This window comes from Rubritepida flocculans DSM 14296 (genome assembly GCF_000425365.1).
Lineage (GTDB): Bacteria > Pseudomonadota > Alphaproteobacteria > Acetobacterales > Acetobacteraceae > Roseococcus > Roseococcus flocculans.
Window position 1 is genome coordinate 51913 of record NZ_KE384355.1, and the last position, 23244, is coordinate 75156.

At 68.9% G+C, this 23244-nt stretch carries 26 protein-coding genes and 1 pseudogene; 5 read left to right on the top strand and 22 right to left on the bottom strand.

What is annotated here, in order from left to right:
* Positions 1 to 5: 5 nt before the first annotated feature.
* The 22 genes from H596_RS0119210 to H596_RS0119320 form a co-directional block, all read right to left on the bottom strand.
* Entirely contained in the window at positions 6 to 1916 is a 1911-nt protein-coding gene (locus H596_RS0119210; RefSeq protein WP_027286235.1) for a phage terminase large subunit family protein, read from the bottom strand.
* A 25-nt stretch (positions 1917 to 1941) separates the two neighbouring features.
* A complete protein-coding gene (locus tag H596_RS23210) occupies positions 1942 to 2469 on the bottom strand; it encodes a hypothetical protein (protein ID WP_027286236.1) in 528 nt (175 codons plus the stop codon).
* Between the two features lie 34 nt (positions 2470 to 2503).
* Complete coding sequence (locus H596_RS22615; protein WP_037302129.1) at positions 2504 to 2791, bottom strand: hypothetical protein; 288 nt, start codon at positions 2789 to 2791, stop codon at positions 2504 to 2506.
* Complete coding sequence (locus H596_RS0119225; protein ID WP_027286237.1) at positions 2788 to 2988, bottom strand: hypothetical protein; 201 nt, start codon at positions 2986 to 2988, stop codon at positions 2788 to 2790. Before H596_RS0119225 ends, H596_RS22615 begins: the two co-directional genes overlap by 4 nt.
* A 147-nt stretch (positions 2989 to 3135) precedes the next feature.
* Positions 3136 to 3945: a DUF3489 domain-containing protein gene (locus H596_RS24790; RefSeq protein WP_051213478.1), complete on the bottom strand. Its 810-nt coding sequence runs from the start codon at positions 3943 to 3945 to the stop codon at positions 3136 to 3138.
* A gap of 109 nt (positions 3946 to 4054) precedes the next feature.
* Complete coding sequence (locus H596_RS0119235) at positions 4055 to 4423, bottom strand: hypothetical protein (protein WP_027286238.1); 369 nt, start codon at positions 4421 to 4423, stop codon at positions 4055 to 4057.
* Between the two features lie 99 nt (positions 4424 to 4522).
* Positions 4523 to 5779, bottom strand: coding sequence for a site-specific DNA-methyltransferase (locus tag H596_RS0119240; RefSeq protein ID WP_027286239.1), 1257 nt, complete (start codon positions 5777 to 5779; stop codon positions 4523 to 4525).
* The gene (locus H596_RS0119245) at positions 5769 to 7226 is read right to left on the bottom strand and encodes a site-specific DNA-methyltransferase (RefSeq protein WP_245584088.1); all 1458 of its coding nucleotides are present in this window, start codon (positions 7224 to 7226) and stop codon (positions 5769 to 5771) included. Before H596_RS0119245 ends, H596_RS0119240 begins: the two co-directional genes overlap by 11 nt.
* Positions 7227 to 7599: 373 nt before the next feature.
* Positions 7600 to 8154 (bottom strand): hypothetical protein, encoded by a 555-nt coding sequence (locus H596_RS0119250; protein ID WP_027286241.1) that lies wholly within the window; start codon positions 8152 to 8154, stop codon positions 7600 to 7602.
* Positions 8144 to 8374: a hypothetical protein gene (locus H596_RS0119255; protein ID WP_027286242.1), complete on the bottom strand. Its 231-nt coding sequence runs from the start codon at positions 8372 to 8374 to the stop codon at positions 8144 to 8146. The genes H596_RS0119250 and H596_RS0119255 overlap by 11 nt, the downstream gene beginning before the upstream one ends.
* Positions 8371 to 8898 carry a crossover junction endodeoxyribonuclease RuvC gene (locus H596_RS0119260; protein ID WP_051213480.1) on the bottom strand — a complete coding sequence of 176 codons (528 nt, stop codon included), beginning with the start codon at positions 8896 to 8898 and terminating at the stop codon, positions 8371 to 8373. Before H596_RS0119260 ends, H596_RS0119255 begins: the two co-directional genes overlap by 4 nt.
* A gap of 431 nt (positions 8899 to 9329) precedes the next feature.
* On the bottom strand, positions 9330 to 11648 hold the full coding sequence (locus H596_RS0119270) for an AAA family ATPase (protein ID WP_051213482.1): 2319 nt from the start codon (positions 11646 to 11648) through the stop codon (positions 9330 to 9332).
* A complete protein-coding gene (locus tag H596_RS0119275) occupies positions 11645 to 12412 on the bottom strand; it encodes a hypothetical protein (protein ID WP_027286245.1) in 768 nt (255 codons plus the stop codon). The genes H596_RS0119270 and H596_RS0119275 overlap by 4 nt, the downstream gene beginning before the upstream one ends.
* Positions 12412 to 12621, bottom strand: coding sequence for a DUF6511 domain-containing protein (locus H596_RS24795; RefSeq protein ID WP_027286246.1), 210 nt, complete (start codon positions 12619 to 12621; stop codon positions 12412 to 12414). The genes H596_RS0119275 and H596_RS24795 overlap by 1 nt, the downstream gene beginning before the upstream one ends.
* A gap of 165 nt (positions 12622 to 12786) precedes the next feature.
* A complete protein-coding gene (locus H596_RS0119285; RefSeq protein WP_027286247.1) occupies positions 12787 to 14463 on the bottom strand; it encodes a DEAD/DEAH box helicase in 1677 nt (558 codons plus the stop codon).
* 17 nt (positions 14464 to 14480) lie between these two features.
* Positions 14481 to 15113: a hypothetical protein gene (locus H596_RS0119290; protein ID WP_027286248.1), complete on the bottom strand. Its 633-nt coding sequence runs from the start codon at positions 15111 to 15113 to the stop codon at positions 14481 to 14483.
* A gap of 16 nt (positions 15114 to 15129) precedes the next feature.
* Positions 15130 to 16005: an ATP-binding protein gene (locus tag H596_RS0119295; protein WP_027286249.1), complete on the bottom strand. Its 876-nt coding sequence runs from the start codon at positions 16003 to 16005 to the stop codon at positions 15130 to 15132.
* Positions 16005 to 16547, bottom strand: a complete 543-nt coding sequence (locus H596_RS0119300) for a hypothetical protein (RefSeq protein WP_027286250.1) — start codon at positions 16545 to 16547, stop codon at positions 16005 to 16007. The genes H596_RS0119295 and H596_RS0119300 overlap by 1 nt, the downstream gene beginning before the upstream one ends.
* Positions 16547 to 16888: a hypothetical protein gene (locus H596_RS24035; RefSeq protein ID WP_027286251.1), complete on the bottom strand. Its 342-nt coding sequence runs from the start codon at positions 16886 to 16888 to the stop codon at positions 16547 to 16549. The genes H596_RS0119300 and H596_RS24035 overlap by 1 nt, the downstream gene beginning before the upstream one ends.
* Before the next feature lie 33 nt (positions 16889 to 16921).
* Complete coding sequence (locus H596_RS0119310; RefSeq protein ID WP_027286252.1) at positions 16922 to 17494, bottom strand: sigma factor; 573 nt, start codon at positions 17492 to 17494, stop codon at positions 16922 to 16924.
* A 90-nt stretch (positions 17495 to 17584) separates the two neighbouring features.
* Complete coding sequence (locus H596_RS0119315) at positions 17585 to 18559, bottom strand: winged helix-turn-helix domain-containing protein (protein ID WP_027286253.1); 975 nt, start codon at positions 18557 to 18559, stop codon at positions 17585 to 17587.
* Positions 18522 to 19754 carry a hypothetical protein gene (locus tag H596_RS0119320; RefSeq protein WP_156910205.1) on the bottom strand — a complete coding sequence of 411 codons (1233 nt, stop codon included), beginning with the start codon at positions 19752 to 19754 and terminating at the stop codon, positions 18522 to 18524. Before H596_RS0119320 ends, H596_RS0119315 begins: the two co-directional genes overlap by 38 nt.
* A gap of 318 nt (positions 19755 to 20072) precedes the next feature.
* Here H596_RS0119320 and H596_RS0119325 point away from each other — a divergent pair, with 318 nt between their 5' ends.
* The 5 genes and pseudogenes from H596_RS0119325 to H596_RS0119345 all read left to right on the top strand — a co-directional run.
* A complete protein-coding gene (locus tag H596_RS0119325) occupies positions 20073 to 20567 on the top strand; it encodes a DUF2924 domain-containing protein (protein ID WP_027286255.1) in 495 nt (164 codons plus the stop codon).
* On the top strand, positions 20564 to 21916 hold the full coding sequence (locus tag H596_RS0119330; protein WP_027286256.1) for a recombinase family protein: 1353 nt from the start codon (positions 20564 to 20566) through the stop codon (positions 21914 to 21916). Before H596_RS0119325 ends, H596_RS0119330 begins: the two co-directional genes overlap by 4 nt.
* On the top strand, positions 21913 to 22332 hold the full coding sequence (locus tag H596_RS24800; RefSeq protein WP_037302132.1) for a hypothetical protein: 420 nt from the start codon (positions 21913 to 21915) through the stop codon (positions 22330 to 22332). Before H596_RS0119330 ends, H596_RS24800 begins: the two co-directional genes overlap by 4 nt.
* A 62-nt stretch (positions 22333 to 22394) precedes the next feature.
* Positions 22395 to 22751, top strand: a pseudogene (locus H596_RS24945) (type I restriction-modification system subunit M N-terminal domain-containing protein); the annotation flags it as partial.
* 239 nt (positions 22752 to 22990) lie between these two features.
* The coding region (locus H596_RS0119345; protein WP_037302135.1) for an IS5 family transposase at positions 22991 to 23244 on the top strand (254 nt) is incomplete at its 3' end.

Genomic DNA, 23244 nt, shown 5'->3' on the forward strand with positions numbered 1-23244 from the left:
TCCTTTCAGCGAAGCCAGCCGTTCCGCGGCGCGAGCCAGCCCCGCGGGCGCTGGCTGTCGGATGGAGGCACCGCCGCGGCCGCCGACGGCGACGGGTGAGCGACATTCCCGCCGGCGGGAAGTTCGCTCGCATGCAGCGGTGCGTCCGCAATCTGGTCCCGCAGCTGCTGCCAGAACCGCTCGCCGTAGCGATCGGCACCAAGCAGCCACAGCGCCGCCCGCGCCAGCACCGCGCAGTCCAGCGCCTCGTTCCGCTCCCGCAGCTTGGCCCATTCCTGCCGCGCGAAGCCGCGGCGGTCCTTGGTGGTGCGCAGCTGCTCCGCGACCAGCTGCTTGATCCATTCCACCTCGATCGCGCGCGGCAGATGCACCCAGCCGGGTGGCAGCTCCTCCGCGTCGCCGCGGCCGAGCCAGAGCCGCCGATAGAGATCGGCCTTCCAGGTCGAGACCGACACCGTCCACAGCTTGAGGCCGCGGCGCAGCTTCTGGCCATTGACCAGTGCATCCACCGACGTCGGGCCTTGCACCGGCTGCGCCCGGTTCCACCCGTCGATCCCCTTGGTCGGCGCGATCCGCGGATCCCGCAGTCGGCGCAGGTGGCCATAGACGGCGGCAGTGTCGCGACCACCAGTGTCGACGCAGAGCCGGGCGATGCGCATCGCGCCACCGCCCTGGCGCGGCCAGTCGCGCGCCAGCACCCGGGCCAACTCGTCCCAGGGCGCACGATCCCGCGGGCTGCCTGGGATCACCACGTGATCGACCAGCCAGGAGGAGAAGCCCTCGGCCCAGCCCCAGACGTCGCATTCCAGGCGATCATCCTGGACGTCCACGCCGGCCGTCAGCACCAGCGCACCGGGCGGGACGACCCCCATAGCGAAATCCTCGCGCCGCTCGACGAGCCGCTCCCAATCCGGCGCCTCTCCCTGCTCCTGCCAGGTCTCGCCCAGCACCGTGTTCCGAAAAGTCTTGATGTCCTCGGGCTTGCCCTGGGCGGCCTCCCAATCGCGGGCGATCTGCTCCCAGGAGAGCCAGCCCACGGGCGAGTAAAGCGCCGAGATGTGGAAGCCGATCGTGTGCGGATCCTGCCCCTCGGCCGTCGCGCGCCACTCGCCGCCGCCAAGCATGGCGGTCTTGTCGTGCTCCTGCATGGGGTGGTCGCAGGCGTTGCAGTGATACCGCGCCGTCTCCGGCGCGCCCTTCTCCCAGATCAGCCGCTCGAACCGCAGCCACTGCATCTCCCCGCATTCGGGGCACGGCACGAAGAACCGGCGCTGGTCGCTGGCGAGGTATTCCCGCTCGATCCGGCTGCGCCCAGCGATGGTCGGGGTCGAAACCAGGAAGGCCTTGCGCCGCCAGCCGAAGGTGCGAGCGCGGGCCTCGGCCAGGGCAATGGGATCGCCCTCGCCGGCGACATCGCCGGGATAGGCGTCGACCTCGTCGAGGAACAGAAACCGCGCCGTCATCGAGCGCAGGCCCACCGCGCTGTTGGCGCCCGTCAGCACCAGGATGCCGCCGGGGAATTCCTTCGACAGCATGGTGTTGCCGCTGTCGCGCGCCCGGGCCGGAGCAACTCGCTCCCGCAGCGCGGGTGTTTCCTCCAGCAGTGGGTCGATGCGCTGGCGTGAGAAGCGCTTGGCCAGCTCCACGGTCGGCTGCACCGCCAGCGCCGGCGCTGGCACGTGGTGCATGATGTAGCCGAGCCAGTTGTTGCCGCTCTCGGTCGCGCCGACCTGCGCGCCCTTCATGAACACGACGCGCCGGGCGGGGTGCACCGCCGACAGCGCGTCCATCACGTCCTTCAGATAAGGCGTGCGACTGGTGCGCCATGGCCCCGGTTCTGCCGAGGCGCGGCTACCCAGCATGCGATGCCGCTCGGCCCATTCCGAGACAGTGAGCTGCGGCGGCGGCCGCAGCATCGCGCCGACACGCCGGCGGACATGCTCACGGCTGCGGAGACCGATCCCCTCCGAGACCTGCGGGATCGAAGCGATCGGCGGCCTCCGTCAGCAGATCGTTGATGTGACTCCGCAGGATGGTCTGCAGCAGATGCGGGTCGACGCTGATCTCGGCGGCGATCAGGCCGGAGACGCGGGCGGGCCAGTTCAGCAGCGCGTCGCGCATCGTGCTGCCGATCTCGTCCAGCGCGGCGTTCGCCTCGGTGACATCGACCAGGCGGCGCCTGGTCTCGTCGAGGGCGAGGCGCTGCGCCTCCACCTTCAGCGCGAGCTGCGCGACCTTCAGCCGGGCGAAGGGTGTGCCGTCGCTGGCGCTGGTGGTCCCGCCACCGCCTGCCAATGGCGAGCGCACCGGATCGGCGGTCTCGATCAGGCGGCGGCGGGTCTTGTCGATGTCCCACTGGCCATCGGGCTCGCGCGCGATCCGGCTGGTCTGCTCGGCCTTGCGCAGTGCGGTCTCGGTGATGCCGATGCGGCGGGCCGCCTCGCGGGTCGATGGGGTCAGTTCTGGCACGGCGGCATCTCTCCCGCCGCGCGCGGGGTCGGGGTCAGGCAGCGCGCCGCGCGCGCTGGCGAGCTTGCTCGAAGGCAGTGATTGCCGCCGGCCAGTCCGGCGTCACGTCGGCGCCAATGGTCTGCGTGGGTGCGAGCGTCAGTTGTCCGCGGCCCCAGTAGTCTCCGTCCAGCGTGGCGATCCATCCAGCGAGGCCCTGCCGTGCCAAGCCATCGCTCGCGGCGGCAATCTCGCTGACCGAAGGTCGTACCGCCCGCCCCAAAGTGACGTGCCGGCCATCCTGCGCCAGCACGATCCAGCGGCGTTCCCTGCGGGCACTCATCGCGCCCGCTCCGCATTGCGGATCTGCGCCAGCAGCTCGCCAAGCCGGCGGCGCCAGGTGCCCGCGCCCTCGATGCAATAGGCAGGGCCGTAGCTCCCGCTGCCACCCTGCCGTGCGCTGCGCAGCCAGTGCGCGTGGCTCAAGCGTGCGTGGTCGGCAAGGCCCTGGAGCTGCGTGATGGTGTCCGTCTGCTGCATCGTCCGTCTCCGCCGTGGCAGGGCGGGATGCCCTGCGCGTGACGGACGCTTCGCGCTGTGGCTTGGCAGAGCCAACTCGAGAAAGCGCCGCGGGAGCCGATGATCCGCGGCGCTGATCATGATGTGCGGTGCTGTGGCTGCGCCGCGTCAGTCGGAGATGCGGTAGATGCTGTAGCTCCCGCGCGCGCCCTCCTTGTTCGGGCCGACCTGGCGGATGCGCTCCAGCACCTGGACCTCGATGCCCTGGCGCTTCTTGAGGCCCGCGAAGAACCCGCGAACCGTGTGCTGCTGCCAGCCGGTCGCATCGCTGATCTGCGCGATGGTGGCGCCCTCCGGGCGGCGTAGCAGGGTGAGCACGGTCTCCTGCTTGGTCCCCTCGCGCGGCTTGCGCGGCGCCGCGCGATCCCGCGGCGTGCGAGTGGGTTTGCCGGCGAGGGTGGCGCGGAGCTGCTCGACCGCCCGGCTGATCGCGTTGTCGGTCGCGTCCTGCGCAGGGCTGGCGTTCCATGCGGCCAGGAAGGCCGCGGCGGCATCGCGCAGGCTGGCCCGCGGGGCGCGCGTGGGCGCCGCCTTGGGCATGGTGGTCACGTCGTCCGCCGGCTCGGCGTCCTCCCCGCCCGTGGGCGCCGTGGGCGCATCCTGCGCCGGCTCCTCCTGGTGGTGCTGCGTGGCGTCGTCTGCCGCCGTGCTGTCGTCCTCGTTCGGGTCGATCCCGATGGCGCGCAGCCCCTCGTCCGTGATCCGCGCCACGATCCAGGTCCCGTCCTCGTCCTGGCGCCAGCCGAGCCCGACATGCTCGCGCGGCGCGTTGATCTCGGTGAGCAGGCTGGCCTTGATCATGCTGCGAAACACCGCGTTGCGGGCGGCGGCCGGCAGGTTCTTGGGCGCGCGGGCCAGGCCCATCTCGTGCTGCGCGGCGGCGGTGAGGATCACGCGCTGGGTGTCGGAAAGCTTCATCGTCGGGGTCTCCGGTTCGGCACCCGAGGAGCCGGGTGCTACCACCCCGAGCCCCGCAGGGCGTCCCGGCGAGGCGGTGGCGGCGCCGCGGGGCGGCTGGCCGGGTGCGTCAGTCCTCGCGCGCGGCGTCGGCGGCGATGCCCTCGCTGATCACAAAGCCCGTCAGGTAGGGCAGCCCCGCCGGGATGCCGATCTCGCGGCTGGTGCGGCGGCCGATGCGCCAGCCCATCCAAGTGGCGGTGGCGCGCGCGATGGCGTCCGGCAGGGCGGCGCCGGCGTGGAGGTGGTTGCTGACCTCGTCGGCGAAGTGGCGCCCGTGGCGGCTGTCGAGGAAGGCCCGCACCGAGTCCGGATCCGTGCCCGTCGCGTCGTGGATAGTGGCGAAAGCGATCGGCCAGGCGGCTGCGGAGCGCTCGCCCATGGTGCCCCAGAAGCCCCAGGCCTCGTTCGCGGTGGGGAGGATGGTGGGCTTGGTCATCGTCGTCTCCGTCCTGGTGCAGGGGCCATCCCCTGCGCGCGACGGACCATTCGCGCTGTGCTGCGCCCGAGCCAAGCGAGATGCAGCGTGATCTCATTGCTATGATTGGGCTTTCTCAATCATCAATCGTGCCTCTGCGACATCGGTGAAGCTGCGATCATCGCCTTCCAGCACCGCGGCTTCATCGGTCGTCTCCTGCCAACGCCGCACGATGACATCGGCATAGGCGGGATCGATCTCCAGCAGCACAGCACGCCGCCCCGTCCGCTCTGCAGCGATCATCGTGGTGCCCGAACCGCCGAAGCAATCCAACACCGTGTCACGCGGCTTGCTGCTGTTGCGGATGGCCCGCTCCACCAACGCGACAGGCTTCATGGTGGGGTGCAAGTCATTCCGCGCCGGCTTGTCGAAGTGCCAGACATTCCCCTGGTCACGCGCGCCGCACCAATAGTGCTGCGCGCCGGCCTTCCAGCCGTAGAGCATGGCCTCGAACTGCTGGTGATAGTCAGCGCGGCCGAGCGCGAAGGTGTTCTTCGCCCAGATGATGGTGCTGGACCATTTGCCGCCCGCCTCCTGCCAGACGCGATGCAGCGTCGGCCATTCGGACGATGACATGCAGACATAGCAGGCGCCCTTCGTCACCGAGAGCAGGTTGGCGAGCGCCGGCCGCAGGAAGTCGAGGAAGCCGAAGCCGAGCGCGTCGTTGGCGATGGTCATCTTCGCCGCGGTGCCACCCTGGTAGGCGACGTTGTAGGGCGGGTCCGTGAAGGCCATGTCCGCGAGCCGATCCACACCGAGCGCGCGCTGCACGTCAGCCAGCTTCGTCGCATCGCCACAGAGCAGCCGGTGATCGCCGCATCGCCACAAATCGCCTGGGCGGGTGACCGGCACTGCGGGCGGCTCGGGTGCTTCGTCGGCATCGTCTTCGCCGAGGCCCGCGTCCGCGGCAGCGAGCAGCCGGTCGAGCTCCATCCCAGAGAAGCCCAGGACGTCGAGGTCCACCACCGCCTCGTCGCGGATGCGGGCGATCTCCGCGGCGAGCAGCGCCTCGTCCCAGCCGGAGTTGAGGGCGATCTGGTTGTCCGCCAGGCGCAGCGCCCGCGCCTGCGCGGGAGAGAGATGGCCGAGCCGCAGCACCGGCACCGAGGCCAGCCCGAGCTGCTTCGCCGCCATGACGCGGCCGTGCCCAGCAATCAGCACGCCCTCGGCGTCGACCAGCACCGGGTTCACGAAGCCAAACTCGGCGATGGAGGCGGCGATCTGCGCCACCTGGGACGCTGAATGCGTGCGTGCGTTCTCGGCGTAGGGCACGAGCGATGCGACCGGCAGGGCGGAAACGACGAGATCAGGCTGCACTGGCGGTGACCTCAATCCGCGCCGCGGCAACGGCATCGTAATCGCGCCCGTCCTCCGCCAAAGTCACCGGCAGGTCCGCATGGAGCATCCGCCACCGGGCCACGGCCAAGTCGACATAGGCGGGCGCGAGCTCGATCGCCCGCACGCGGCGGCCCGTGCGCTGGCCGGCGATGATGGTGGTGCCAGCGCCTGCGAAGGGCTCGAACACCACGTCGCCCTCGTCGGCATAGGCGCGCATCAGGAAGTCCGGCAGCGCGACGGGGAACACCGCGGGATGCTCCGTCTCGATGCCGCGGGCCTTGTGCCGCGTGATGCGCAGCACGCTGTCTGGGATTCGAGTCTCCTGCACGCCCTGCCCAGCGTGCTGCCACTCGCCGACGGTGCCGTCCTTCGCGCGGAGGCCACCCTTCTCGGAATTGACGTGCCCCGCCCAGCGGCAGGGGATGATCTTGTTCGGGCGGCGGGCCTCGCGATTGAAGTGGAACAGGAGCTCGAAGGCGGGCGACAGCCGCCCGTTCCAGTCGCCCGGCAGGCCCGGCCCCTGGTCCCAGGTGTAGAGCCCGAAGCGGCGCCAGCCGCGGGCGCGCATCCAGTCGAGCCAGCCGGACCAATAGGGCTGCCATTCATTGTCGCGATGGATCAGGCCGAGGTTCACCAGCACCTGGCCGTCCGGCCGCATGGCCGCGTCGAGATGCTGGAACACACCCTGCATCAGTGCGTCCCAATCGGAGACGCCGCCCGTGGTGTAGTCGCGCTGGTTCCCATAGGGCGGGCTGGTGAACAGCTGTGCCGCGCGGTCCGCGCCCATGACGCGCCCGACCGAGGCCGCATCGGTGCTGTCGCCGCAGAGCAGGCGGTGCTCACCGAGCAGCCAGAGGTCGCCCGGTCGGGTGACGGCCCGGCGCGGCGGGTCCGGTTCGGCATCGGCGGGATCATCCGCCGCAAGTGCCTCCTCCGTCACCGCCGCGCCGTCCCCGCCCCCCTGGACCGCGGGCGTCGACAGGGCCTCGCGCGCGTCGCCGTCGGACACGGCATCTCCAGCCGCCGCGAGGATGTCGTCGAGCTCCGCGGCAGAGAAGCCGAGCGCCGAGAGGTCGAGGTCCGGCGCCGCCTGCGCCGCGGCGAGCGCGTTGCGCAGCAGCGCCTGGTCCCAGGTTGCGTTCTCCGCGATGCGGTTGTCGGCGAGACGCAACGCCTCCTTCTGCGCCGCGGACAGGTGCCGCAGCACGATGGTCGGCACCTTCTCGATGCCGAGCGCGACCGCGGCCTCAAGCCGGCCGTGACCGGCGATCAGCACGCCGGCCTCGTCCACCAGCAGCGGGTTGGTGAAGCCAAAGGCCAGCATGCTGGCCTTGATCTGGTCGATCTGCACGGCGCCATGCACGCGCGCATTGCCGGGATGCGCTCGCAGCTCCGCCACCGGGCGCAGCAGGATTTTCGCCGCCATCCAAGGGAGCGTCATCGGGCCATCCGGAATCAGGGTGGGTGCGAACCATGCGAACCGCGGCTGCGAACCGACGCGGCGATGGTTCGCAGCTAAGCGATTGAGAGCAGTGGCGAAGGGTGCGAACTGCGAACCATGTTTCGGGCCAGGCGCTAGCAGTGTTGCGCGCTTCCGCCCCCCGCATACAGCGGGGCCGGGAAGGAACCATCGGCTCGAGAGCCACTGTCTCGATCGAGCCGCAGCGTGGCTGTTCAGCCGCGGCGCTCTCGCACCTTCTCTACGTATCTTGCTTCTAGCCTTATCGATTTCGGAGCCGCTACGGGGTGAATTGTAACAGCGTGATCGGGGCGATGGTGACCGCCCCGATCATCCCGCGTCACGCCACCCTCGCTCGTGGCATCAGCCCGAAGTGCACAGCGAGAATACCGAGGGACCCGACCAGGATGCCCTGTCCGACTGGGCCGTGCACCGTTCGTCCGGCCCAACCCTGACGCATCGACCACTCGCGGACCGAGAACTCGAGACCGATGACAAACCACGCGCAGGAGCCGCATGGGCTGTCCTGCCCCCCGAGCGAATCGAGTGCCGCAGCGACGCGGTGTCGTGCCTCCACCTGCATGGTGGAGAGCGTGTCGACGCGCGAGCCAGGGATGCGCAGGAGCTGCGACGTCGACATGCTGTCGAAGCAGGCAGCGCGGAACAGCCCGCGGAAAATCTCACCCGCTTCGTGCATCTGCGCCGTGATGCTGCCACTGGCCAGCATCATGCCGAGCGTGTCTACGGCGCGGCGATGCTGCACGGGCGTGCCGGTTTCGGGATCGGCAGCGCGGATCGGACCCGAGAACGCGCCATGCTGCAGCCGCCACTTCGAGGGCTTCGCCAGGTCGTCCTGCTTCGCCTTCGATGCCTTGGTCTTGCGCTTACCGGCCATGGTGGTTCTCCCCGTCGCGGCACCCCCAGCGCCGATTGGCTTCGTTGGTGATGGCCTGACGCAGCCAGTCGTCCCTGATGTCGGCGACAGCCAGCGCGGCCACGCCGTGCCGATGCCAGGCGGCGGCGCGCATGGCGTTCACTTCGCTTTCGTTGGTCGGGCTGCGCGTGCCGCGGTCGAGGCAGGACCGGGGCGGCAGTGGTGCGCCGTGCATGCTCATGTGCGGCCTCCCGTGGGATCGGTGGCCCAGAGCAGAAGGGCAATGGCATCCGCCTCGTTGTCATCGGCCGGCGTGAAGCCGCGGGCCTGGATGGCCGCGACCATCTTCGCCTTATCGGCGTTGCCTTTGCCGGTGGCGTAGCGCTTGATGGTGCCGACCGGGACGCCCTCGTAGGGGATTTCGTGCTCCTCGCACCAGGCGCTCAGCATCCCGAGGAAGCCGCCGTAGATGTGCGCCGCATCGGTCCCGGCATGGGCGCGCACTTCCTCGAACACGATGCGTGCCACAGGGCCGGACAGTGCAGCGATCTCCGCCAGCCAGGCGCGGAAGCGAAGGAAGCGCATCCCGCCGCCCTCGAACCGGGTGGGACGGAAGATGATCGTGCCCGAGGTGATGCCGCCGTCCTGACCGCGCAGCGCCCAGCCGGTGGTGGTGCCGAGATCCAGGGCGAGCACGGCATGGTGCGCCAGGCTGATCGCGGGTGGGATGGCGATGGGCGGGCCGCTTGCATGGGCGGCGGGCATGGTGAGAGTCGCAACTGCCATGATGGTCTCCGATAGGGGGCGATCCTGGTGAGGGCGGCGACGGCGCGGTTCTTGGCGGAGCTCGCCGTCGCTGCCCGGCTTGCGGGGATGGTGCCCATCGGGGGGAGCCCGAGGCTGAACCTGACCGCTCCGGGTGCGGTGTGCGCGCGCCGCTGCGGCGCGCACGCACACCCCCCGTAGGGGGGTGGCACTTTGCGGAACTTGCGGAACTTGCCTAACCGATTGATCGGGCTGGATGTTTTGAAGTTCCGCAAGCCAGTTCCGCAAAGCCCGTTTGCGGAACTTGCGGAACTTGGCGAACCCATTGGAATGCTTGGGCAAATCGAGTTCCGCAGGGAAGTTCCGCAGCGCTGCGGAACTTGCGGAACTGCCAAGTTCCGCACGGTGCGGGGGCGTTCCGATCGGGCGGATCATGCCTCGACCTCCGGGTCGTTCAGCACCCAGACCTCGGGGTTTTCGACCGGCAGAACGGCGCTGTTGGTGTCGGACTGGAAGTGAGTGGGGAGCAGGCGAACCAGCCTGGGCGTGATTTCGCCGGTCTCGGGATCCATCGTCTCCTCGCCCGTCGCGAAGAGCATGTCCTGCACCAGCAGATAGCCCTTTGAGGATTTGCTGGCAGGAATGCCATGCTCCGGGGCCGCGCGCAGGAACTTGATGTAGCCCTTGTTGGCGAGGACGTTGATGCGGCGCGAGATGGTGTCGTTGCCACCCAGACCGTGGGTGTTCTCGAACTGCGCCGCGAAGGCGCCGCCCGTGAACACGCGCCCTTCGCGGGCCTCCTGCGCGATGATCTGGAGGATGACGTCGTGGCGACGGCTGCGCTCGGCATCAAGGCGGGCGCCGACGTCACGCCGCACGATGCGCTCGCCTTTGCGGTCGAGTTCCACCCAGGCGCCGCCGCGCTTGTCGATGAGGAGCGGGTTGAGGCCGGGCCCGTTGCGCAGCTCGACATGCAGCTCGCGCGGCGTCTCCTCCTCGTCAGGGCGGAAGAGGATCATGCCGGAGGTGTAGAAGCCGCGGAGCGCGGAGGCGCCGGAGAGCGACAGGAAGGGATCGTCCTTCACCTGCTTCTTGCTGAGCTTCTTCGTGTGGTGCGCGAGGATGATGCCCGCCTCGGGTGCCACCTCGTCGCGCAGCGCCTCGACGCGGCTCTGCAGGAAGAACAGCATCGCCGCGTTGTCGTTCTCGCCCTCACCGCCGGGGCCGCCGTCGAAGAGGTTGCGGATCGGGTCGATGCAGATCACGTCCGGCGGCGCGTCAGGGAAGGCTTGACGGATGGCGGCAGCCACCATCGGCACGCCGCGCTCGTCGAGCAGCATCCGGAGCTTCGGGGTGGCAACGAGAGTGTCGCGAGCGCGGGCAACGATCGCGGCGTCGAGCCGGAGCTGCTGCAGCCGCTCGCGCAGGTAGTGGTACTGGATCTCGGCCTGCAGATAGAACACGCGCAGCGGGCGTGGTGCCGTGAAGCGCAGGAACGGGGCGCCGGCCGCGGCGTGCACCAGCAGGCTGATGAGGAAGTCGGATTTGCCGACCTTCGGCGCGCCGCCGAGGACCAGCATCCCACCCGGGGTCAGCAGGCGCGGCCCGATCAGATCGTCCGGCATGGGCGAGGTGTCGTCCAGCAGCGCGCCCAGCGTGTGCACGGCGATGGCGCCGGGCGGCGGCGCCGCGGCGCGGAGCAGGGGCGGCCCATTGCGGTCGACGTGCACGGCCCAGATCGCATCGGCCTCCACCTTGAGGCGGTCCAGCGGCCATTCGGGGCGGAGGCAGGCGGCGTTGTACTGGCAGATGGCCTCCCAGCCCTCGTCGCCGGTCATGCGCCCCTCGTGGACCATCCGGACGAAGTGGCCGATCGCGGCGCTGGCGCCCTGGAAGCGAGTCCAGGCGTCCTGGCTGCACTCACGCACCGGCGTGGTGAGGACGGCATCGAGCCCGGGCCGACTGGTGCCCGTGGTGGCGCTGGGCGCCTCCAGGCCCGGCATGGTGGGCATGGCGGCAATGGCCGCGGCAAAGTCGGGCAGCTCTACCTCGCCCCGGGGCCGGTGCTCCCGGATGATGACCCGCCGCTGCACGCCCTGCTTCTGGTGGACCGTGCCAGGCACGCGGATCGGCTGGTGCGCGGATCGGAAGTGCAGGTCGCCACCGACCTTCTCCGCGATCTCGCCACGCAGCGCGCAGAGCCGCGCCAGGTCGTCGCCCTCGGCCGGCTCGGTGAGCCGCCACCAGGCGTGCAGCTTGGCGGCGCCCTCGGCGGTGCGGCCTCCGCTCTCCACCAGGAGGGTGGGCGCACCCAGGTGGTGGACGAGGTGCGCCAGCTTGGCGACGATGTCGCCAGCGTCAAGGTCGACCACCACCGTCTGCATCTGTAGCACATGCTCGGCGCGGGCGTGGCCCTGCTCGGCGACGGTGCCGGGGATGACATAGACCGCGCTGCCTTCGCGCGCGGCCCAGGTGGCGTAGGCGCTGAGGGATGCGGCGGCGTGCCGATCGGCCTGGACCCAGATGTTGTGCGGCTTGGTGTCGAGTCCCTGGCCCTGGTCGACGAAGCCGCGAACAGGGATCAGCCCATCGCAATAGCCGAACACCACGTCGAGGAAGACGGCGATCTGCTCGATGTCCGGCGCGATAGATCCAGCGGCTTCCAGCATCGACTGCCCAGCGCCGGGAAGTTCGCTCACGCAGTCATCCGGCAGCGGCGCGGCATCGTTGAAGTCGCCCCATGTCGTCATACAGGCAGCGCCCAGCACCGCTTGGCCCAGGGGCAGAACCGGCACTCGAAGTGATCGGCCTGGGCGGCAACGCGGGGCAGCAATTCGCCGGCATCCGTCGCGGCCAGGATGCGCACCGCCCGGTCCGACATGCGCTGCGCCAGCTCCGCGTTGAACGGCACCAGCTCGTGGTGCAGCTCCGCCGTGTCCTTGTTGATGGCGGTGAACAGCGCCGGGTTGTCCGCTACCCCAGGCACCGCGGCATCCATGTAGGCCTGGTAGACCGCGATCTGCGCCGCATAGATCGACTTGGCCACGGCGACGCCCTTACTCGAGGTCTCGCGCCAGGCCTTGGCATTCATGGTCTTGCATTCCCACAGCGCCGGGAACGCCATGCCGGGGATGGTCGGGCCGCCGGCGAAGACGCCATCGACATGGCCGCGGATGCGACCGCCCGCGACGGAGAAGCCGAACTGCTCGCCATGCTCGCCACCGCCGCGGCGGGTATAGAGATCGAAGCCGGCGGCGCGCAGCCAGGCGACGGCCGCATCCTCCAGCGCGTGGCCGATCCCGAAGATGCGGAGCAGCCGGCCATCGAAGTCGGCGCCCTCATCCTTCGGGGCCTTCACGAACTCGAATTGCAGCGCCCGCTCGCAGGCATGGCCGAGGCGAGAGCCGCCTAGGTAGCTGCGCGGCGGTGTCGCCTGGTTGGCCGTGACCAGCGCCGCGTCGATGGCGGCATTGACGTGCGCGGATGTCTGGCTGCGGCTGTTGAAGTCGAGCATCACAAGGGCACCTCCGCCGCCGCGTCCTGCCGGGCGATCGCCTGCATCGCCTCCTGGAAGCCGCCGACAGCGACCTCGATCAGGGTCAGCACCTGCGCCTCGCTTAGCTCCTGGAAGCGGGTGCCCCAGCCGATCTCGGCCATCGTCTCCGCGACGCGGCGCATGGCCGCGCGCATCGCCGCCTTCTCCTGCTCGGTGAGGTCAACCATGGCGGACGACCTCCCCGCCAAGCGCGACCAGAAGCCCTGGCAGGCGATGCAGCAGAAGGAGACCGAGGGCCGCGGCTTCTTCCGCGGCGCCGGGTCGAACCAGCCAAAGCCACGCGCCGGGCGGGAGCAGACGGCGCAGGGCGGTTCCGGGGAGCGGGCCATAGATCATGCGGCCTGCCCCAGCGCCGCGGGCTGGGCGCTGCGCACGAGATGCTGGATGGCCTGGCGGTTGAACTTGAAGGTCAGCAGCGCCGAGGCCTGGTAGCGGGTCATGCCGAGATCGGCCCGGACTGCCGACGGCAGGTGGATCAGCTGGCGCTCGGTCGGCGGCTCGCGCAGCCAGCGCCGGCTCTTGTGGGCACTCTCGTCTGTCTCGTAGGTGTTCAGCCAGTCATCCGCCGCGGCCAGCGCCACCAGCCGTTCGCCGATAGACAGCAGGCGCGGCCGCTCCTCCTTCGCCCCGCCGACGGCGTGCCAGGCCCCGTTCAGGAAGAAGATGCCGGCCCAGCCGTTGAAGCCATTGGCCAGCAGCGCGGCGTCATCGCCGAACAGGTCGCACCACTGGAAAGCCGAGCGCCGGAGGAGATCGATCTCCGTCATGACGAAGTCGGCGAGCGGCGCCGTCTCGCGCCCGCGGGGTTCGAAGGCGTGGCCGCAGATCGGGCACTCCATCACCGCGATCGGCACCTCGGCCTCGCAGGAGGGGCAGGTCTTGGTGGGTGGCTCACCTTCGCCGGGTTCGCTGTCGAGATCGACGTCCTGCTCCAGGCAGCCATGGATCTGCGAGGAGGTGCCGAAGTCGAGCACGATGCAGTCGCGCTTGACGATGCCGGGATGCTCGACCGGATCCACGGTGCGCAGCCCGCGGCCGACCATCTGGATCATCGTGCACTTGAACGAACTCGGCCGCAGCAGCACGACGCAGGAGGTGGGCGGGTGGTCCCAGCCCTCCGTCAGCACCGCGACATTCACGACGATGCGCGCCTCGCCGCGGGCATAGGCGGCCAGGACGGAGCGCCGCTCGCTCTCCGGCATGTCGCCGGTGACCATGACGGTGGGGACGCCGGCAGTGTTGAAGGCCGCGGCGACGTGCTCGGCATGCGCAACCGTGGAGCAGAAGGCCACCGTCTGGCGGCCGCCGGCCTTCTCCTGCCAGTGCTTCACCACGGCATCAGTGACCGGCACCGTGTCCATGACGCGGGCGACCTCGCCCATGTCGAAATCGTCGCCGTTGCGACGCACAGCCCGGAGCTCATCCTGGACGCCGACATCGATGATGAAGGTGCGGGGCGGCACGAGATGGCCGGAGGCGATCAGTTCGCCGAGCCGGATCTGGTCCGCGACGTTCGAGAACACCTGGCGCAGCCCGACCTTGTCGCCGCGGTTCGGCGTGGCGGTGACGCCGTAGATCCGGCAGTCGGGGTTGCGATCCAAGGCGCGATCGATGATGCGGCGATAGCTGTCCGCGACGGCGTGATGCGCCTCGTCGATCACCAGCAGGTCTAGCGCCGGCATCGCCTCCAGGTTTGCCGCGCGCGTCAGCGTGGGCACCATGGCGAAGGTGACCTGGCCGCCCCAGGACTTCTGGCCGGCATCCACCACCGAGGTGGAGAGGCCGGGGTTCACGCGGCGGAACTTCGCCAGGTTCTGCGCCGTCAGTTCGTCCCGATGGGCGAGGACCGCGGCCTTGGCGGCGCTGCCGCCGACATGCTCGCCCACCGCCGCCGACAGCATGATCGTCTTGCCGGCGCCGGTGGGGGCGACGCCGAGGGTGTTGCCGTGTTCGCCGAGCGCACGAAGGCTGCGCTCGACGAAGAGTTTCTGGCGGGGGCGGAGCATCATGCTGGTGCGGCCCTCCCTCAGCGCGCCCAGGCGGGACGCGGGTCGGCGCCGGTGGCGGCGGGCTGGGCGGCCGGGAAGGCGCCCTGGGGGATGGCCGGCGTGGCGGGCGGCGCGTAGGCCTGGGCTGGCTGCGCATAACCCGCCGGCGCCACATGCCGCCCCATCAGCTGGGCGTAGTCCCGATGGTCCGGCGTCACCGCCATGCGGATCTCGTTCTTGGTCTCGCCGCCGGCGTCGGTGCCGTGCTCGATCTTCGCCACGAACTCGAGGCCATCGAGGTCCGCGAAGCCACCGATGCGGCGCGCCGCCTGCGCCTGGGGCGAGACATCCTTGTCGGAGATGCCGCGCGCGGAGTTCAGCATCCCGCGCAGGAAGCTGCGGCCCATCCCCGCCCATTCCGGCCCCTTCGGACTGTAGAGGCCGATCAGCGTGAAGATCTTCCGCTTGGCGTAGGGCCCCTCCAGCACGGTGAACTCGCCATTGAGATAGACGGCGCCGGTGCTGCCGCGCGTCGCGTAGCCGCCGGTCCAGCCCTGGCTCGGATCGTCGAAGCCACCGGGGCGGATGGTGAGGCGGACCTTCGCCAGCGTCCCCTTGGGGATCAGGTTCGGGTTGGACTGGGCGTCGTTGTAGTCGTTCCAGGCAGCCATGGTGCTTCTGCTCCGATCAGGTGTTGGGGGTAGGGACGGGCGGCGCGATCGACGGCGCGCCGTGCGCGGCGATCGGCGGCGATGGGCTGCGGATCTTCTGGAAGAGCTGCCCGAGATGCGGCGGCTCCAGCATGTCGAGCCGGCCGCTGCGATCCTTCGCGGGATAGCCCCACGGATTCAGCGTCTGGCAGACCAGGCCGCGGAAGGATGCGAGCGCAGGCTGGCCGGGAGCGGCATCCGGCTTGATCTCCGCCAGCGTCATCACCTGGTCGACGATGCCGGGCAGCTCGAGGCCGGTCTTGCTGCCGTCGATCTGCGGCACGAAGACGCGGCGATTGAAGTCGTCGAGCTTCTCGTCAAGGATTCCGACGAAGATCACGTTGCGCCCACGCGCATGCTGCAGATGCGTGAGCCAGGCGATCATCTCGCGGCCATGCAAGCCATAGGCGCCGCGGATGTCCGGCTTGCCGGTCTTCTCCGAATGCGCCTCGGGCTGACCGCGGCACCACTGGAAGCAGAGCCGGCCGGCGACCGTGATGCTGTCCACGAAGATCGTGGCGAAGCCATCCATGCGCGCCGGATCGCCATAGGTCTGCAGGACGCGGGCATACTGCGCGGCGGAATAGGGCTGGTCGTCACGCAGCGCGGGGTTGGGGCCGGCCAGGAACAGCGCGAGGTCGCGGCAGTCCTCCCAGGTGCGCGGGCGGATCGACGCGCCACGCCAGTGCTGCACGGCGAGATCGCCCGCCTCCAGGTCGATGAAGAGCGTGCTGCCCTCATCGAGCGTTAGCAGGAGGTAGGTCTTGCCGATGCCGCTCTTGCCGAAGATCACGGCCTTGATGCCGCGCGCCTCAGCCTGCCGCTCGTCGGCGGTGATGATGCGCAGTGCCATCAGCGGCCTCCCCGCATCGGGATGATGCCGGCGCCATGCGGGCTGTCCCGCAGCGCCGTCTCGGACATGATGGCGAGGCGGTAGGTGGCGCGGCCGGTGCGGACCGTGCGTGCCGGCTCGAAGGCCTGGCGGATGCGATCGGGCCAGGCGGTATAGGCCCGCTCCGAGACCTTGAAGCTGACCTCGACGTACTGGCCGGGATCCTCACCGCCGGCGCGGATTTGCTCCGACAGCGCGGCGAGCCGCGCTTGATCCCAATCCACCTTCTTCGGCAGATCGACCGCGATCTCCACGGCGCCGTCCTGGAAGCGGACCGTGCCGGTGTCCTTGCCGGCAGCGGCACGGGCGCCGATGGCGCGCTGCTCGTAGCGGAGCGCGATCGCGGCCTCGATCCAGTCCTGCATGCGCTTGGCGGCATCCAGCGCCTCGCGCGCATCGGTCTGCAGCAGCGCCAGATGCTCGGCGGGCAGCGCGATGACGTCGCTCACCTGCATGTGGCGCAGCGCGTCGAGGGTCGGGCGGTTGGTGCGGAGCGCGTCCATCACGCGGCCTCCGCGAGGAGGAGCGGCAGGGCCGACGGGGCGACGCGGCGCGGGCGGCGGCGGGCGACGAGGAGGTACTCGTAGTCCTCGTAGCCGTGGCGGCGCTGCACGATGTCGGCAAGGCCGAGCTCGGCCAGCTTCCAGGCGCGGGCCGCCAGGCGCTGCAGCGCGGTGCGCTCCGGCTCGGGCAGGCACTGCAACTGCGGGCAGACCTGCCGGGCGAGCGCGCCGCGGTGGTAGGTGATGCTGTCGCCGGGAGCCGCGGCGCCCAGCCAGGCGCAGAGGGAAGCCTCGGTGAGAGGCGCCACCACTGCGCGGATGTCGGTGATGCTGGTGTCCATGACAGCCATTACTCATCCACCTCCAAATCCGTATCAGGCGGCGGAGGGGATGCCGGCGGCGAGCAGCCGCAGGCGGATTTCCCGGATGCGGCGATAGATGCGCATGCGCGGCATCGTCTTCTGCTCGCCGAACTCGTGCGGCGTGTGCTCGCTGAGCGCTGCGCAGAGCGGGTAGTCCTCGGGGGCGACTGCGCCGGCCGCGCGCTCCAGGTCGAGGCGGCGTTCCAGCGCGCCGATGGCGTCGGTGGACTGGCCGCACCACGCGCCGTATCCATCCGCCTCCGCGATGGTGTCGCCCAGCGTCAGGCCTTCGGTGTTGGGAACGGCATCGTCGAGGGAGCGCGGATGGCGGGCAGCGCGCTGGCGACGGGCTTTGCCGGCGATCAGTGCGGCAGCATTCCGGATGCAGACCCGAGCGAAGGCGCCGAACTCGCCCTTCGCAGGGTCGTAGGCAGGAAGACGGGTCAGAAGATCGACAAGAAGATCCTGGCGGAAGTCTTCGCGATCCTCAGGCGGCAGGCCGAGGCTGCGGCACAGGGCCGAGGCTGCAACGCCGGCGAGATGGTGGGCCGGAGCGAGGTCGGGGAGATTGGGGCGGGAAGCCATCGGTGGTCCTTTCCATCGAGTTGATGGGCGGACCGTGCCGTTCGCGGGGGGATTCAACCTGTGTGGAAGCTATCCGAACCTATGTGGAAGCTATTCTGCTCGTGCGTCCGAGCGTCGAAACCAGATGCGGTCAGCCGGCAGCCGAAGCTCGTACCCTACACCGCGAACGGTCCGGATGAGCGCGTCCGAGGCTTTCTCTTCCGGTGACGCTGCTGCCGCAATGACCTTCTTGATGGCCGAGATGACCAGTGTCACCTGCTCGTCTCTCGGCTCCTCGCCATGGGTCGAGTATCTGGCGAGAACATCCAGGATCGCACCCCTCGAAACGATGGGATCGCGGTCGGCAGCCGCACCGGCGAGTTCTCGCAGGGCGTGGAATTCACGGGGGGTCAGCGAAAGCTCGCTGCCCCGAAAGGCCGCAACCGAGCGAATCTCGTCGATCTGCAGAGCATCCTCGCGCGGAGACGCATCCTGTCCGCTGACAAGATCGTCGAGCAGGATTCGGAAAGGCGCGGGCAGGGCGCCAGCTATGCGCTCGGCGACGGGGCTGATGGTGACGCCGAGTGGCTGAATCAAACGAAGCGTCTCGGGACTGAGGAAGCGCAATGTCGGTGTCATGATGATCACGCGACCCGCACCATGGCGTGCCTTGATGGCCGACAAGGTGTCCAGCGCATTCCGGTCGGACAGGAGTCGTACCAGGTAGACGCCGCACGGGTACGGTTTGGCCGGGACGGCACCGATGCGCACAACCCGTGCGTCCAGCAGTTCCAAAGGCGGACCCGTGATCCCGCTGTCGCGGCGGATTGCGACCGCCGTCGCGCGAAAGTCGATGTCGAGCGAACGCGCATGCAGATCATCTTGGACGACGGTGAGGTAGGGCTCGCCATCAACAAACTCGACATCCGCTGCGTCCGCCTCGTCCAGCGGTGGACGCCAGGCCAGGATGCCCACTTGGCGGAGGTGATCTCGAAGCGGCTCCCACCCTACGCAGGCTGCGGCGGGCAGCGCGCGGATGGGATGCAGATCAATCTGCTGCAGCAGCGAGGCGAGCAGGGTCGTCATCCATCAGAAATCCGTTGAGCCGAAGGTGCTCGAATATCCGGGCCTCGAGCAGATGGTCGCGAAAGGAGACTGTGTTGGGCACCTTGATCGCGACCGTGACGTCGCGTCGCTCCCCGTCGATTTCGAAGCGCATCCGCATCTTCAGCCCCGATACCCTCAAGGTCGAGAGATCGATGTCTGGACACACGCGCTCGACCCGGGACACGGAATTCAGGGTGTCGGTCATGCGGAGGCTCCACGGGGAACCTCCGCGGCCGCCTTTGCCTGCTTGCCCCTCATCGATCTCGATCTCGACGACCTTGACGCTTTTCAGATCGTCGTCCCAGTCGTTCTCGAACTTCCAGGTGGTGCCCTTCTTTTCGATGGGCGCCAGATGGTAAAGTTGATCGCTCTTCGGACCAAAGAAAAAGTCGGGATCGTCGAGGAGATGTTCGGCGAATAGGTGCACCAGCTTCAGGCGCTCGACCTTGGCGCGGGCCGCCACCTTGATGAGCCCCGTCTCCGGCTCGAAGCAAATGGCGTCTGCTGTGATCTCGCGGACAGGACGTGTCGTCTGCCGGCCGCCCTCTTCTACGGGAAGGATCACGGCGTTCATCCCGTGCTCGACCAGCAGGTTGATGTGGGTGGCTTCCGGGTACCAGTAAACGTCGCAAATGCGCCCCTGGTAACGTCGCGCGAAGTATTCCCGGCAGGCGGCTTTGAAGGCTTCCCGTGCCGTCTCGTCCTCGTGCCGCGGCACCACTCCTTTCCTGGCTCCGATCAGCCTGAGGGGGGATGATGCGAAAAACGCGTGCCGATGGACCGCTCGCTGAAAGATATCGCGGTGGTGCAGGTAGGCGATCAGCGCGAGATGGCGCGCGGTCAGGCGCTTCCGATCATCGGCGGGTGCCGGTTCGGCCTCCTCGGCCAGTCGCACGCCGCGCTCATCGGCAATCTCCTGAAGCGCCCGCGCTCCATTCGGTGTCGAAAGTGTCAGTATTGAGTGAAGCGCATCCAACAATATATCGGGGAACTCGTCACCGCGCTCCCGGAAGAGGTGGAAGAGGGCATCCCGCTGGGCAGATTCGTCTTCAGGAAGCTCAAGCCACTTAAAGGCCATGTCTGGCTCATGCGGCGCAAGGAGTTCTTGAAGAAGGCCAAGGTCGACCGTCTGCATGAACAGGCGGTTCACGAAGTTTCGGACGTTCTTGGCCAAGCGAAGCTCCAATTGATGATTCGTAATCTTTCTATCGGAGGTTGTGAGCACGGCGCAACGGTCACGTGATACGGATTCTGGCCTTGCCGAGTAATGGCTTGGGATGAGCCTTCCCGCATCCGGCCCGATGAACCAGCAGCTCCCGTCGCACCTTCGGGAGGTTTGCTCGATCCTGGCCGCCGGCCTGGTGCGGCTGCGCAGCCGCGCTGCCGAAGACCATGCGCGGGATGCACAGATAGCTCGGGGGGTGGGAGACGTTCGCCTACACTCCACCGCCCACCAGCGCCTGCATGCGAACCCCAACAGGAAGGGACTCGCATGACCAGACGATCCACTGCGCCCGCGCTAGCGCCCACAATCCCGAAGATTCCACCGACGCAGGTGCTGCCGCGGCTCGCCGCGCTGCAGGCGGCGCCCACCGCCGCGCTGAAGGAGCAATGGCGGGAGTTGTTCGGCAAGGAGCCGCCGCCCTGGAACCGGGCCTACATCCAGAGCCGACTGGCCTATCGCATCCAGGAATTGGCCTATGGCGGGCTGAAGCCCGAGACCGTTGACCGGCTGGTGGCGCTGGGCGAGCAACTGGATGGCGGCAACGTCGTCCTGCGCCGAATCCGCGCCGACAGCCGCCCGCTGGCCGGCACACGCCTCATCCGGGAATGGCAGGGCGTGCAGCACGTGGTCACCGTGCGCATCAACGACTTCGAATTCGAGGGGCGGCCGTATCAGTCGCTGTCGGCCATCGCGCGGCACATCACCGGGACGCGGTGGAATGGCTGGACGTTCTTCGGGCTGCGCGCGCGGGGTGATGCATGACCCGTCGCGCCCGCATCGAGCCGGCCATGCCGGCGACGACCAAGAAGCTCCGCTGCGCTGTCTATACGCGTAAGTCTACCGACGAAGGGTTGGAAAAGGAGTTCAACACACTCGACGCGCAGCGCGACGCTTGTGAGGCCTACATCACCAGCCAGCGAGCCGAAGGCTGGGTACTGGTCCGCGACCGCTACGACGATGGCGGGTTCTCCGGCGGCACGCTGGAGCGGCCGGCGCTACAGCGCCTTCTGCGCGACATTCAGGCCGACCTGGTCGACGTGATCGTGGTCTACAAGATCGACCGCCTGTCTCGCTCGCTGATGGATTTCGCTAAGTTGGTGGAGGTGATGGATGCGCACGGCGTCACTTTCGTGTCCGTCACCCAGAGCTTCAACACGACCACCAGCATGGGACGGCTGACGCTGAACATCCTGCTCAGCTTCGCGCAGTTCGAGCGAGAGGTCATTGGCGAGCGGATCCGCGACAAATTCGCCGCCTCGCGCGCTCGCGGCATGTGGATGGGGGGCAAGGTGCCGCTCGGCTACGATGTCGTGGCACGGAAGCTGGTGGTGAATGAGGAGGAGGCACCGCGGGTGCGCCGCGTGTTCGAAATCTTCGCCGAGACAGGATCGGGCATTGAGACGGTGACTCGCCTCCGGGCGGAGGGCGCCACCAGCAAGGCAGGGCGAACGCTCGACAAGGGCGACGTCTATAAGCTGCTGAACAACCGGACCTATGTCGGCGAGGCCGCGCACAAGGGGCAGATCTATCCCGGTGAGCACCAGGGCATCGTGCCGCGGGAGCTGTGGGACCGGGCGCACGCCGTGCTGCAGGTCAGCCCGCGGGTCCGCGCCAACCAGAATCGGGCGCAGACGCCGGCGCTGCTGAAGGGGCTGATCTTCGGCGTGGATGGCCGGGCGCTGTCGCCGACCCACGCCCGGAAGAATGGCCGGCTCTACCGCTACTACGTGGCCCAGCGGGTCCTGAAGGGTGATGCGGCCGGCGACGCCAGCATCGTGCGCCGGGTTTCGGCGGCGGAGATCGAGGCGGCGGTGGTGGATCAGGTGCGGGCGCTGTTGCGGCAGCCGGAGATCGTGGTCGGCACCTGGCGGGCGGCGCGCAGGGAGGCGCCCGACCTGACTGAGGGCGAGACGCAGGACGCCCTGCATCGGCTCGACCCGCTCTGGGAGCATCTGTTTCCCGCGGAGCAGGCGCGGATTGTGCGGTCGCTGGTGGAGCGGGTGGTGGTAGGGCCGGCTGGTGCCGACATTCGGCTGCGGCTTGACGGGCTCGGCGGACTCGTCCGCGACCTCGGCGCCATTGCGCCCGATGCGCTGAGGTCGGCAGCATGACCACGGCGACCAGCATCACGGTCCGGGTGCCGCTGGCCATCCGGCACCGGCCGGGCAGGAAGACGGTCGTGATGCCCGATTCGCAGGTTTCGTCTTCGACCACCACCCGCGCCGACCCTGCCCTGGTGAAGGCAATAGCCAGGGCGCATCGCTACCAGCGCATGCTTGACCAGGGCCTCCACGGGTCGCTGACCGAGTTGGCGGCGGCCGAGAAGATGGATCGGTCCTTCCTGGGGAAGCTCCTCAGCCTGACGCTGCTGGCGCCGGAGCTGGTCGAGGCGATCCTGGAGGGCCGGTGCGACGTCGGCCTGCCAACTCTGCTTCGGCCCTTCCCGGCATCCTGGCACGAGCAGGCCAGCGCCTTGGCCGCGGGGAGCAGGCCGCCTTCGTTGCGGGAGACCAGGGCAAGAGGCTAAGGTGCCGCATCGGCTGCGGCACCCTCTGGGACTTGCGGCAAGAGGGGGAATTCTTGAGCGGGTTGAATATCTCGAACTTCATTTGGGGAATCGCCGACGACGTTCTCCGGGACGTTTATGTCCGCGGAAAGTACCGTGACGTCATCCTGCCGATGACGGTCATTCGCCGGCTTGACGCGATACTTGAACCGAAGAAGGAAGCGGTTCTCGCCCGCAAGGCGTTTCTCGACGAGAACGGAGTCCGGGACCAGGACCAGCCCCTGAAGCAGGTGGCCGGCGAGGCCTTCTACAACATCTCGCCCTTCACGCTGCGCGACCTCACCGCGAAAACGCGCCAGCAGCAGCTGAAGGCCGACTTCACCGCCTACCTCGATGGCTTCTCGCCGAACGTCCAGGACATCCTGACCAAGTTCAAGTTCCGGAACCAGATCGACACGCTGGTCGAAGCCGATGCGCTCGGCCCCCTCATCGACAAGTTCCTCCATCCATCCGTCAACCTCTCCCCCTATCCGGTGAAGGATGAGGACGGCCGGGTGCGTGTGCCTGGTCTCGACAACCACAGCATGGGGACGATCTTCGAGGAGCTAGGCTCAGGACCCATTAATCTGCTTGCGGCGACGCGGGCGGACGTGATTCTGAACGGGGCGGAGGTGCCCTCATGTCCGTCCCGTTCCTGCTCACCGCGGCGCAGATGCGGCGCATCCGGCCGCACTTTCCGCTCTCGCACGGCATCCCGCGCGTGGACGACCGCCGCGTCCTCAGCGGCATCATCTTCGTCATCCAGGGCGGACTGCGCTGGCGCGATGCCCCGCCGGGCTACGGCCCGCACAAGACCCTCTACAACCGCTTCGTCCGCTGGAGCCGCATGGGCGTGTTCAGCCGCATCTTCGCCGCGCTCGCCGGCGAAGCGGG